The 12,746-nt window shown below is 32.6% G+C and carries 12 protein-coding genes; 7 read left to right on the top strand and 5 right to left on the bottom strand.

Going from position 1 to position 12,746, the window contains the following annotated elements:
• Nucleotides 1-118: 118 nt before the first annotated feature.
• Nucleotides 119-2,326 carry a TonB-dependent receptor gene (locus tag EAH81_RS10115; RefSeq protein ID WP_140506545.1) on the bottom strand — a complete coding sequence of 736 codons (2,208 nt, stop codon included), beginning with the start codon at nt 2,324-2,326 and terminating at the stop codon, nt 119-121.
• Nucleotides 2,327-3,185: 859 nt separating this feature from the next.
• Here EAH81_RS10115 and EAH81_RS10105 point away from each other — a divergent pair.
• Nucleotides 3,186-3,923 carry a porin family protein gene (locus EAH81_RS10105; RefSeq protein WP_410501104.1) on the top strand — a complete coding sequence of 246 codons (738 nt, stop codon included), beginning with the start codon at nt 3,186-3,188 and terminating at the stop codon, nt 3,921-3,923.
• Here EAH81_RS10105 and EAH81_RS10100 read toward each other — a convergent pair.
• Nucleotides 3,918-4,523 (bottom strand): hypothetical protein, encoded by a 606-nt coding sequence (locus tag EAH81_RS10100; RefSeq protein WP_241676546.1) that lies wholly within the window; start codon nt 4,521-4,523, stop codon nt 3,918-3,920. The two genes, EAH81_RS10105 and EAH81_RS10100, sit on opposite strands and share 6 nt — an antisense overlap.
• Nucleotides 4,524-4,822: 299 nt before the next feature.
• Between EAH81_RS10100 and EAH81_RS10095 the strand changes: the two genes are divergently transcribed.
• The 6 genes from EAH81_RS10095 (at nt 4,823) to EAH81_RS10070 (ending at nt 11,293) form a co-directional block, all read left to right on the top strand.
• The gene (locus tag EAH81_RS10095; protein WP_140506541.1) at nt 4,823-7,294 is read left to right on the top strand and encodes a bifunctional UDP-N-acetylmuramoyl-tripeptide:D-alanyl-D-alanine ligase/alanine racemase; all 2,472 of its coding nucleotides are present in this window, start codon (nt 4,823-4,825) and stop codon (nt 7,292-7,294) included.
• Nucleotides 7,295-7,363: 69 nt separating this feature from the next.
• Nucleotides 7,364-7,741: a large conductance mechanosensitive channel protein MscL gene (mscL, locus tag EAH81_RS10090; RefSeq protein WP_140506539.1), complete on the top strand. Its 378-nt coding sequence runs from the start codon at nt 7,364-7,366 to the stop codon at nt 7,739-7,741.
• Nucleotides 7,742-7,908: 167 nt separating this feature from the next.
• Nucleotides 7,909-8,505 carry a hypothetical protein gene (locus EAH81_RS27700; RefSeq protein ID WP_194150820.1) on the top strand — a complete coding sequence of 199 codons (597 nt, stop codon included), beginning with the start codon at nt 7,909-7,911 and terminating at the stop codon, nt 8,503-8,505.
• A gap of 151 nt (nt 8,506-8,656) precedes the next feature.
• The gene (locus EAH81_RS10080; protein WP_140506536.1) at nt 8,657-9,646 is read left to right on the top strand and encodes an aspartate-semialdehyde dehydrogenase; all 990 of its coding nucleotides are present in this window, start codon (nt 8,657-8,659) and stop codon (nt 9,644-9,646) included.
• 441 nt (nt 9,647-10,087) lie between these two features.
• Nucleotides 10,088-10,591: an SMI1/KNR4 family protein gene (locus EAH81_RS10075; protein ID WP_140506534.1), complete on the top strand. Its 504-nt coding sequence runs from the start codon at nt 10,088-10,090 to the stop codon at nt 10,589-10,591.
• Between the two features lie 15 nt (nt 10,592-10,606).
• Nucleotides 10,607-11,293: a DUF6058 family natural product biosynthesis protein gene (locus tag EAH81_RS10070; protein WP_140506532.1), complete on the top strand. Its 687-nt coding sequence runs from the start codon at nt 10,607-10,609 to the stop codon at nt 11,291-11,293.
• A gap of 82 nt (nt 11,294-11,375) precedes the next feature.
• On the opposite strand, the gene EAH81_RS10065 is transcribed toward EAH81_RS10070, so the two are convergent.
• The 3 genes from EAH81_RS10065 to EAH81_RS10055 form a co-directional block, all read right to left on the bottom strand.
• On the bottom strand, nt 11,376-11,693 hold the full coding sequence (locus EAH81_RS10065) for a 2Fe-2S iron-sulfur cluster-binding protein (protein ID WP_099710409.1): 318 nt from the start codon (nt 11,691-11,693) through the stop codon (nt 11,376-11,378).
• Nucleotides 11,694-11,750: 57 nt separating this feature from the next.
• Nucleotides 11,751-12,242: a hypothetical protein gene (locus EAH81_RS10060; RefSeq protein ID WP_140506530.1), complete on the bottom strand. Its 492-nt coding sequence runs from the start codon at nt 12,240-12,242 to the stop codon at nt 11,751-11,753.
• Nucleotides 12,243-12,456: 214 nt separating this feature from the next.
• On the bottom strand, nt 12,457-12,696 hold the full coding sequence (locus EAH81_RS10055) for a NifU family protein (protein ID WP_140506528.1): 240 nt from the start codon (nt 12,694-12,696) through the stop codon (nt 12,457-12,459).
• Nucleotides 12,697-12,746: the final 50 nt, after the last annotated feature.

The raw sequence follows: 12,746 nt of genomic DNA, 5'->3' as shown, positions 1-12,746 counted from the left end.
AACAAAAATAAAACTTTTTGTTGTGAAACAAAGTTTAAACTATATAAGTTATATAAGTAAATATAAGCTGAGGCTAAACTTAAATGAACTTATATAACTTATATGGTTTAGATTAAAATTACAAGTTGAAATTAACTCCCAGAACAATATTTCTTCCAATATTAGGAATTCCGTCTGTTTTTAATCTTGAAAGGTGAGCAATGTATTTTTTATCAAATATATTGTTTCCGTTCAGGTTCACATCAAAAGCATGTTTCCCAAGTTTTACAGTTCCGCCAAAGCCAAGATTTACCAACGTATATCCGTTTGAAGCCGTTTCAAAACCGCTTACGTTACTCTGATTAAAAGTTGAGGAAACATTTAGGGAAGCATATCCTTCTTGGAACCAATCTTTGATTTTGAACTCCGTTCTTAATGTATTATTCCAATTATTTGCCGGAATCATAGGCAAATAATCACCGTTTTGCTTTTTGCCCGTTACAGTTTCAAAGCTAGTCTCAAAATGTAACCAATCTAACGGATGCGGGTGAAAATGCAAACCAACTTCACCACCATACAAATTGGCATTATCCTGAGTATAAGCAAAAACATTATTGTCTTCACGAACTTCTCCCGTTGGCGAAGTGTAGATGTAATTATTGATATGATTGTAAAAACCGTTAATGAAAAACTCAAAATGTGTGTTTTTGTATTCTAAATTTAAATCAGTCTGAACGTTTTGTTCTGTTTTCAAAGCAGCATTTCCAATTTCATATCGGTTTGTACCTTCATGTACACCGTTTGAAGTTAATTCGGCTAAATTTGGCGCTCTAAATCCTGTAGCAACATTCAATCGAAGCGTTAAAGGTTCAGCCAGTTTTGTTTTGTATCCTAAAGAAGCATTGAAGCTGTCAAATGATCGGTCTAAAGCCTGAAAATAGCCTTCTTCGCCTTCAATTCCGTGTGCTATAGAAGTAATTTTTCTATTGTCAAAACGCAATCCCGCTTGCAAAACATTACTTCCCCATTCGTAATTTGCAGTTCCAAAAGCACCAAAATCATTCGTTGTTGCGTCAGGAATCAAGTATTCTTCTCCAGAATTAGTATTCGTTTGATGCATTCCCTGAACGCCAAAAATAGCTTCAATTTTACCAAACTTCGGAAAATGATATTTAGCATTGTAATTAAAAGTATTCAGTTTCATATGAAGAGAAGCGTTATTACTATTTTCAAACTCGCTTCTGTCATTGGCGATATAACCTAAATCAACATCTAATTTTGAGTTTTCAAAAAAGATAACATTGTTCAAACTCAATAAATGATTGAAGATTCCTTGTCTTGGGAATTCTGTGTTTTTACTTGAAGATTGTTCTCCAATTCCATTATCCGGCATTCCAAGATCTAATTTATTGTAATTATATCTCAAAACACTTGAAAAGCTTGAGTTACTGTAACCAATTCCGGTTTTAAAGTCAGTTTCGTTATAACGAGTGTTTGTTACGCGTTCTCCATCGGCAATTTTATAATCAGAATGTGTGTTGAAACTTCCGCGAGCCAGAAATTTCCAATTATCAGTAGACGTTTTTAATCCAATAGAAGAATTACTTCCTTGTGTATTGGTAAAATATTTTTGACTGAAATTAGCTTTAAACGTATTCGCGTCCGCAAATTTCTCAGGATTAAAATACAAAACTCCACCTAAAGCATCAGAACCGTACAATAATGAAGCAGGTCCTTTTATAACTTCAACACTTTCGATTCCGGCATCATTTAAACCTAAACCATGTTCGTCTCCAAACTGCTGATTCTCGATACGAACACCTTGCGAATAGACCAAAACACGGTTTCCGCTAAGTCCGCGAATTACCGGTTTTCCGATAGAAGTTCCGGTAGAAATTTGTGAAACTCCCGGAATCGTTGCTAAACCTTCGATTAAAGTCGAAGTTCCTTTTTGTTGTAACGTTTTGATGCTTTCATGCTCAACTTTCATTACGTTTTGCGATTGCAATTTGTTGAAAGGCGTTGAAACGACAACTTCATCCATTTCAAAAATAGATTCCGTAAGCGATATATCCAGCGTGTTTTGTTTTAATAGTTTATTGATAGTTTTATTTTGAGTGGTATATCCAACAAAAGAAAAAGCAAGTCCTAAACTTCCATTTGGAAGATTCTTAAATTCGTATTTTCCGTTTTCATCAGTCTTAGTTCCTTTGTGTAATTCAGGCGCATAAACAGAAACGTTTGGCATAGGTTTGTTTTCAAGATTCGTTACCGTTCCTGAAACTGAATTTTGAGCCGAAAGCAGGCTCGAAAACCCTAAAATAAGGGCTAATATTATTTTTTTCATTTGAAAATGATGCTATAGTTAAACTCGTTGAGCGTTTTTTAACACATAGTAACATAGTATTTAAAGTATTCGAAAAGGCGTTTCACTTTGTTAAAATGCACATAGCTTTTATCTATGTGAAAGAAATATATTTCTTTTTAACGACCTCTTTAATAACAATATATGATCTATGTGTTTAGATTTTTTCTTTTAAAACAAAAACCAAACAGAATAGTAAAATTTGCCGATCCTGAAAAGTTTCAGAATGGGGAAATCGACTAATTTTTTTGAATTAGATTAAAAAGATTTTTGATTTTATTTCGAATGTTCGAAATTTAAGCAACTATAGTTTGAGGAGGACCGCGCAATAAATAGGCACTTTCTGAAAATGGAAATATCTTTTCTGAAAGGGCAAAGAAATAAGGAATTTCTTTGTGAAAGGTGCGAAATTGAAATGAAAATTCCTGAGGAACAATATAGCTTCCAAAAGTAAAATGACATACATAACATAGGTCATAATTATGGTGCTGATGCGTTATTTCTCCGCTTGGATCACTGTAGTCGTGATGACATTGCTTTTCTGAAAGTTGCTTTACAATATGCTCATAACTGTGTATCGACTGAAACAATATCGAGAACAATATTGTTAGAGCGAAAGAAACACTTAATATGAGCTGCTTTTTCTTCATGCAATGCAAAGGTATAAAAGCGCAATGAAAAAACGTTCTATTTTTTAGATTCTATTGGTTATTTATTGAAAAAAGCGCAACAAATGGTTTTATTCGTCGATAAAAAGAGAATAATTACGTTCTAATTGTCAGCTGAACTATCATTATATTATATTTGTAAGTAAAATAAATAGACCCTAAAAAACGTTTACTTGAAAAACTCTTTAAAACCAAAATACGATATGCGATTTCTTTTTAGTTGTTTGTTTTTAGTATCGTTTTTCAATGTTTTTTCGCAAGAAGAGACAAAACCTAAAATTGCACCGATTGTAAAAATCGATTCCCTATATCGGGAAGACCAGTTTTATTTTTCGATCACCTATAATCTTCTGACTCAGGTTCCGCAAGGGCTTAAACAGAATAAGTTTTCTGCCGGACTTTCAGCAGGATTCTTGCGCGATATGCCTATTAATAAAAAAAGAACCATTGCAATTGCTACAGGTTTAGGTTTGAGTTATCAGAATTATTATCAGAATCTTACTATTTTACAAACTCCAAGCGGAGGTTTGGCTTATGAAGTCAGTGATTATAATGATATTACTTCCAATAGATACCGTCAATATTTAGTAGATCTTCCAATAGAGTTTCGATGGAGAAATTCGACTTATGAAAGTTATAAGTTCTGGAGAATTTATGGCGGATTTAAATTAAGCTATGTTTTCTCCAATAAATCTGTATTGGATAATGGCGAAGAAACGTATAAAGTCACTAATAATCCGGATATAAATAAATTTCAATACGGTGTTTATTTGGCTGCGGGTTATAATACCTGGAATGTTTATATCAATTATGGTTTAAACACTTTGTTTAAGAAAAACCTACAAACGGTTTCCGGACAAAATATCGATGTGAGAACGCTCAATGCGGGATTAATATTCTACATATTATAACCACAGATACAAAAACAGCAATTGCGGTAAAATTCCAATAAACGTCCCGATTAATAATTCGTTTGGAGAGTGAGCTTCCATTTCTAATCGCGAAGATGCTACAATACCGGTCAATAAAATCAAAAGAGCCGACCAGTAAGGATTTTGCAATTGCAAGTGAATCGATAAGCCAATTACAAAAATTGTAAATCCGCTAATGGCCATCATGTGTAAGCTTGCTTTAATTTTAAAAAGCGAACATACTAAAGCCAAAATGGTGCTAAATAAGGCTGCAAGAAAAAAGAAATGCAACTCTGGATAACGTGCAATTACAATGCTTCTTTTGACCAATAAAATATATAAAAAACACTGTAAAACAAGCGGAATTTTGCGTTGCGAAGTTTCATGAACCATTACAGATTTTACATGTCCTGTTGAACGTAACAGTAAGAAAAACAATATTGGAACTAAGATTGTAATGATCAGAATCTGAAATAAAACATAATATTTTTCCTGATTCGTAAAAATATCATTTTTACAAAACAGATAAAATAAAGTGGCATACATCGATATGAAGATCGGATGTAGAATATAGGAAAATATTGGAAGTATTTTTTTCAAAACGTACTATTTAGTGGTGTCAAGCAAATATAAACAAATAATGGTTTTTGACTTATTCTTTTTTTGCCACAGATTAAAATGATTAAAAAAGATTATTTTTTTTTCGCCACGAATTTCACGAATTTTCACAAATCAGTACGAAAAAATAATTCGCGAAAATTCGTGAAATTCGTGGCTAAAAAACTAACACAGATAAGAAATCATCTTAATCCTTTTAATCTGTGGCAAAAAATAATTAGTGAAAATTTGTGAGATTCGTGGCAAACCTTTTTTTAAATTTGACAAAAGAAATTTTCTAAATGAGCATAAACTTAAAAAGCCTAATCCCAGTTCTAAAAGCGGAATGGATTGGCTCAGACACTGATATTTTTGTCGATCATATTTCGATTGACAGTCGTTCGCTGCAAAACGGATCGAAAACCTTGTTTTTTGCCTTGTCAGGCGTTAATAATGATGCTCATTTGTATATTCCTGAACTTATAGAAAATGGCGTTCAGAACTTTGTAGTACAATATATTCCTGAGAATTGTTCCGGAAAAGCAAATTTTCTAGTGGTAAAAAATCCCTTAGATGCTTTGCAGGAATTTGCCGGTTATTACAGAGATCTGTTTGATTTTCCAATTATCGGACTGACCGGAAGTAACGGAAAAACAATTGTAAAAGAATGGCTTAATTTTTTACTGAGTCCGGATTATAATATTATCAGAAGTCCTAAAAGTTACAACTCGCAGGTTGGAGTTCCATTGTCTGTTATTGCGATTAATGGGAAACATAATTTAGGCATTTTTGAAGCTGGAATTTCGACGGTAAACGAAATGGTTAATCTCGAGAAAATCATTAAACCTACAATTGGTGTTTTGACGAATATTGGTTCGGCACACGATGAAGGTTTTCAGAATCTGGAACAAAAAATCAACGAGAAATTATTGCTTTTCAAACAATCAGAAGTGATTATTTATCAAAAAAATGAAATTGTTGATTTGTGCTTAAAGGAGTTTTTAAAAGATAATGATTCAGCAGAAAGGCAACTTTTCTCCTGGAGTTTTACCGATAATTCTGCCGATGTTTTTATTCTGAAAAAAGAAAACAAAAACGACACAACGATTATTCAATATAAATATAAAGGCGAAACGTTTAGTTTAGAAATACCTTTTAGCGATTCGGCTTCGATAGAAAATGCAGTTTCCTGTTTGTTGGTTTTACTTTATTTTATGTATGATTTTGGCACGATTCAAAACCGTATGCAAATGCTGTATCCGGTTCGAATGCGATTGGAAGTTAAAAACGGAATCAACAATTGCAGTATTATCGATGATAGTTACAGTTCTGATTTTCAGTCGCTAAAAATTGCTTTGGATTTTCTGGAAAGTCAGAATAAAAAGAATGCGTCTAAAACAATTATTTTATCTGATATTGTTCAAAGCGGATTTTCAAACGAAGAATTATATACAAAAGTTGCACAGCTTATCGCCGATAATAAAGTAAATCGGGTTATAGCAATCGGAACAACTATTTCTTCCTTTGCAGCTAAATTTTCGAACTGTATAACCTTTCAAAATACAACTGAATTTATTACTCAAATTGAAAGTTTGAATTTCAATAATGAAACTATTTTAATAAAAGGAGCAAGGTCGTTTCAGTTTGAGCAAATTGTTTCTTTGCTTGAAGAAAAAACGCATGAAACAGTTCTTGAAATCAACATGGATTCGATTAGTCATAATCTGAATTACTATAAATCAAAATTGTCCGATGATGTGAAAATCATGGTTATGGTCAAAGCGTTTGGTTATGGAAACGGAGGATTGGAAATTACAAAATTACTCGAACATCATAAGGTAGATTATTTAGGTGTGGCTTTCGCCGATGAAGGAATCTCACTTAAAAATGGCGGAATAAAATTGCCAATTATGGTTTTGAATCCTGAATCGACTAGTTTTCCGTCGATAATTCAATATCAGTTAGAGCCGGAAATTTATAGTATAAAAGGATTAAATGCCTTTTTGAAAATTGCACGCGAAAAGAATTTAAAAGACTTTCCAATTCATATAAAACTCGATACAGGAATGCATCGTTTAGGTTTTGAAGAGCATAATTTAAACGAATTGATTGAAACCTTAAAAGGAAATTCATCAGTAAAAGTAAAAAGTGTCTTGTCGCATCTTGCCACAAGCGACGAAGTGAAACATTTTGACTTTGTGCTTTCGCAGATTAATTTGTTCGATCAATTGTCGTCAAAATTAATTTCGGCATTAAATATAAACCCAATTCGTCATATTCTGAATACTTCGGGAATCAGCAATTTCCCAAATGCACAATTTAATATGGTCCGTTTAGGAATTGGTTTGTACGGAGTTTCTAACGATCCTGCAGAACAAAAATATTTGGAAAACGTTGGAACCTTAAAATCGATAATTTCTCAGGTTCGTACCATTCCAAATGGTGATAGCGTTGGTTATGGTCGTCGTTTTATGGCAGAGAAAGAAACCAGAATAGCAACGATTCCAATTGGTTATGCTGATGGGATTTCGAGATTATGGGGAAATCAGGTTGGATTTGTAGTAATCAAAAACCAAAAAGCATCAATTGTTGGCAGCGTTTGTATGGATATGTTAATGGTTGATGTAAGTCATATAGATTGTAAAGAAGGAGATTCGGTGATTATTTTCGGCGAAAGCCCGACAGTTATAGAAATGGCTGAAGCTTTGAAAACGATTCCGTATGAAATTATGACAAGTATTTCGCAGCGTGTAAAACGGGTATTTTTTAGATAATTGTAAGAAATATAAAGAAAATTACGTATTTTCGATACACATTTAATTATAAACTAAAAATAAACAATTATGGGGATATTTTCAGAATTTAAGGAATTTGCAATGAAAGGCAACGTAGTCGATTTGGCTGTCGGTGTAATCATTGGAGCTGCTTTTGGTAAAATTGTAAGCTCATTAATTGAAAATGTAATTACGCCATTAATACTGAAACCGGCTTTAGATGCGGCACATTTGTCTACGATAGAAGAGCTAACTGCTTTTGGAGGAGTCAAGTATGGTTTGTTTCTTTCGGCAGTAATTAACTTTATAATTGTTGCTTTTGTGTTGTTTCTCATCATCAAGGGAATTAACCATGCTAAAAAGAAAAATGAAGTTGCTCCTCCGCCAGCCGGACCAACTCAAGAAGAGTTACTAACACAAATTAGAGATCTTTTAAAAAATAAATAATATACCGCTACACTAAGTCTAACTAAACCGTTCCTTAATTGGGACGGTTTTTTTGTAATAATCATAAGCAGATTTGGTAATTTTATTGTGATATTAAAAAGAACCGTAACAGAATAAAAGTGGATACTCAAACAGCAAAATATATAATCAATTACTTTCCTAATTTGTTGACAGATTTAGAAAGAATGGCTATTCGGCACAATAACTCAACTGATAAATTAGAAAATTCAATTTCGGACAATGCAAATTTGATAAAAATCTATAGAGAAAAAGGTTGGCTTACTTCTGATCAAAATGTACTGAATTTACTTAAAAGTGGCTATAAACAATTTGAATTAAATACTGCAAATAGAATTTTATCTCAAAATCTTAATAAAGTATTCTTCAATAATTGTCCAAAATGCAATCAACTTTCAAGAACACCATATGCAAGGCAATGTCGTTTTTGTGGGCACAATTGGCACAATGTAACGGTTGCTCAATTTAAACTTAACAACTCTTTTCAAATAACAGGAAGGGATTTTTTCTTGTTAGGACAAATAGTAAAGGGAGCAGTCAAAGTGGGGCAATTTATAGACTTAACAATGTTGGGACTCAACAAGAAACCAAAAATTGCTGCAATTGAATTTGCACTTAAACGACAAGATGGTAAAGTTTGGGAGGATATCGGACTAGGAACAAATGAACTCACTGAAGAAGATAAAGAGTATTTAAAAAGTATTGGTTCCTTCGGGACGCCTTTTGACATAATTAACGAACGCTAAATGCGGTATTTTACTAGTTAAGGATTTAAATTAATTTTTGTTTTGTTTGATTTGTAACATTTTGTTATTTTTTGTGAAGCGCCTTGTTTTGTTTTTTATTATAGCTACTTTTGCAGAGTAAATTAGATTAATTCATACTAAAGATATAAAAATGAGAATAGCCGTTGTAGGTGCCACTGGTATGGTTGGCGAGATAATGCTTAAAGTTTTGGCAGAAAGAAATTTTCCTGTTACAGAATTAATTCCTGTTGCATCTGAAAGATCAGTAGGAAAAGAAATAGAATATAAAGGAACAAAATATAAGGTTGTAGGAATGCAGACTGCAGTGGATATGAAAGCTGATATTGCTTTGTTTTCTGCCGGAGGAGATACATCATTAGAATGGGCTCCAAAATTTGCTGCAGCCGGAACAACGGTTATTGACAACTCATCGGCTTGGAGAATGGACCCAACTAAAAAATTGGTAGTTCCTGAAATCAACGCTTCTTCATTAACAAAAGAAGATAAAATTATTGCAAATCCAAACTGCTCGACTATTCAAATGGTTTTGACTTTGGCACCTTTGCATAAAAAATACAACATCAAAAGGATCATCGTTTCTACTTATCAATCAATCACCGGAACGGGTGTAAAAGCGGTAAGACAATTAGAAAATGAGTACGCTGGAATTCAGGGAGAAATGGCTTATAAATATCCAATTCATAGAAATGCAATCCCACATTGCGATAGTTTTGAAGAAAACGGATACACTAAAGAAGAGATGAAATTAGTGCGTGAAACTCAAAAAATCCTTGGTGATAACACGATTAGAGTTACAGCTACTGCCGTTCGTGTTCCTGTTGTTGGCGGGCATAGTGAGGCAGTAAATGTTGAGTTTACAAATGATTTTGATGTAAATGAAGTTCGTGAAATTTTGCACCATACAGATGGAGTAGTAGTTCAGGATAACTTAGATACTTTTACTTACCCAATGCCATTGTATGCAGAAGGTAAAAATGATGTTTTTGTTGGAAGAATTCGTCGTGACGAAAGCCAGGAAAACACTTTAAACATGTGGATTGTTGCTGACAATTTGCGAAAAGGTGCTGCAACAAACACAATTCAAATCGCTGAATATTTAATTTCAGCCGGTTTAGTATAATCAGAGATTAAAGAAAATTGTTATAAAGGAAAAACCGTAGTTACAGTAATGTAATTGCGGTTTTTTTGTAGAATAATTTTAACGCAAAGCGCGCTAAGATTTTATCTAATAGTATGTTTAAAAAAAAACAACGTTCGCACGAGTTCGCAAAGTTTTTTCGCCACGAATTTCACGAATTTTCACAAATTAATTCGTGCTCATTCGTGAAATTCGTGGCGAAAAAAAATCATTTTAATCTCTATAATCTGTGGCGGAAAAATTTTAACATGGCAAACATAGGAGTCCGCAAGCCAGCTTTGTGAACTTTGTGTTTTCTATGCGTAAAGTAAAATTAAATCTTAGTGCGCTTTACGGTAAAATTGATCCCTAATTTATAGCTCCGCAGGTTTTGGTATTAATTCATAAAAAAGCCATATTTTAGCTATAAGAAATACAAAACGTATGAACTTCGATAACTATAAAATAATCCCCAACTACAAGAGTAATAAAACAGACTTATTCCTTGCCGATGAAGAAGATATTCTGGCTTGTGAAAAAACATTAAATATAGCTTTTGACACTGATTATAAAGAGTATGTTCTGAGTTTCGGAAGCGGAATCCTTGGCGGTACTTACGTCCGTATATTTCTTCCTGAAACTATCATACTGACTTTGGCAGAGTGGAAAAATCGTATAGACGAATATTGGTTTTGGGATGAAGGAAAGGATGTTTTGACGAAAGATGAAGTTTTGAATTCAATAAGAATTGGAGATACTTTTGACGGAGACGAAATCATTTTGCTTAAAAACGAATATTTTATTCTGCCAAGAAATAGTGAAATGATTTATAAAGCAGGAAATACACTCGACGAAACGATAACATGGTTGTGTTCATCAGGAATATTAACAGAAGCATTTTCTGAAAGAGAATTTGAGCCTTTTGATCCAAGTGATTTGGAAGAATAATTTTAATCTATATAAATGAAAGATATAAACATAAAATACATTGAAGAAAATTATCTGGAAGCTGAAGAAATTATAAGAATAATGGATCTTAATTCAGATAAATTAAATCAACTTATCAAAGATCAACTTATTCCAGAGCCGTCTTATGTCGTAAATTCAGAAGTAACAATTAGTTCGCCTTTAAATGATAATTATAAGGTTGTTTCTTCTAAAAAGTATTTTCCTAAAAGTATTTTGAAACTTATCGCGGACAATACTTTACATCATAATCCTGAAAAGTTTAAAAAGGATTTTAGACAAAATCTCTTATCTAATTTGAAGAAACACCAGCACAAAATATTTGCTTATGGGGATACTTTTGATGAAAATGGAGAAATTGATTTGGTAAAAGTGGAGAAAGCTTTAGAAGAGGAATGGGAATATTTTTGTAAAGGAATTTATGGTATTTGTACTTTAGAAAGCGATGAAGATGCAATCATTGAAAAAGAAATCGCAATAAAAAGAATTTTAAATTTTATTGAAATTAAAGGTTCAGTTGTAACTCAGGAAAAGATAGAACTTTTAAAAGATCTCGACGACGAATTTAATAAAGTAACAAGTCTTTTTGCGCCTTATCAGCGTGAAACAAGCAGCAGAGGTAAATATCTGGATAAATTGCTAAAAGAATTTGATTTAGAGGAACTGATAAAGAAGTACGAATAAAATTTCTTAATATAATGAACCTGTCGGGTTTAATAATTAAGGCATAAAAAAGCGAGAACTTAAATTCTCGCTTTTTTATTATTTAATATTCTGGAGCTAATTCCAGTTCTAATCCTTCTAATTCTGTAGTAATTGGTATCTGACAGCCTAAACGACTATTAGATTTAACATAAAATGCTTCCGAAAGCATGGCTTCTTCTTCATCTCCCATTTCCGGTAATGCAATATCATTAAGAACATAACACTGGCAAGAGGCACACATTGCCATTCCTCCACAGGTTCCTTCGACAGGAAGTTCGTATGCTTTGCATAACTCCATTATGTTCATTGCCATATCAGTTGGAGCTTGTAATTCGTGTATAACTCCTTCTCGATCTTTAATCTTTATTAATACATCCATTTTAATTATTTGGAATTTTTGTTCGGATTTGATAACGGGAACAAATCCTTATTTAAATTAACTTGTTGGTTTTAAGCTAAAGGCGTATTCTTTTCTATCGTTGTCTTTTGAGTGTATTTTAATACCTAAAATATTACCTCCCTTATCTAAAATTGTTACTATAGCAATTATAGAATAATAATCTCTATCTGATTGGAAAATTAAAGTTCCTTCATAAGTTGTGTTTACAACTCCTTGTTTATCAGTTTTTGCTGACACTTTTCTTGGATGAGAAAATTCGGCAGAACTATAGGTAGCTTTGTTTGAGAATTTTGCTTCTCCGTTGCAAAGATCATACAAAAAATCATAATTACCAATTCTAAGGCTTCCTTCTTCATTGCTTGGTATTGTCGAAAATACAATTTGACCGGAATAGTTAAAATCTGTCCATTCCTCATCTTCATTCAACCAGGCTTTGTCTACGACTAATGTTGTTGGACTTTGACTTTGTTGAGCATAACTTACGGTCACGAAAAGAAACAATAAAAATAGAGTGTAATACTTCTTCATAAGCTTAAGATTTAGAGGTTGTTTACAAATTTAAGTTAAAAATGTAAAAATACTGAACTAAAACCCTTAAATCTTTAGATTGTTTTTTATTAAATCCGCAAATTTTTGCTTTATTTTGATTGCTTTTTTAGGTTTTTACAAATCAAATCGCTTAAGCACTATTATTCTTGTTAATTCAAGATCCCTAAAAAAGCAAGGAAAACAGGTGTTTTTATTACATTATATTTACCACAGTTTCTATTTGTGGAGCAAATTTTTTGATAGTTGTTTCGACTCCTGCTTTAAGTGTCATTTGGTTTACACTACAGCTAATACATGCTCCTTCAAGACGCACTTTGACATGTTTGTCATCGTCTATAGAGATTAATGTAATGTCTCCTCCATCAGAATTTAAAAAAGGTCTGATTTCATCTAGAGCCAATAATACGTTGCTTGTTAATTCTTCTGTTGTCATAATTTTATCAATTAGGTAATTAGTCAATTAGATAATTAGAAAATTCACTT

Origin of the sequence: Flavobacterium pectinovorum (genome assembly GCF_006438875.1) — a bacterium.
GTDB classification, from domain to species: domain Bacteria; phylum Bacteroidota; class Bacteroidia; order Flavobacteriales; family Flavobacteriaceae; genus Flavobacterium; species Flavobacterium pectinovorum_A.
The sequence above is the reverse complement of the archived record's forward strand: the minus strand, read 5'-3'. Positions and strand labels throughout refer to the sequence as shown.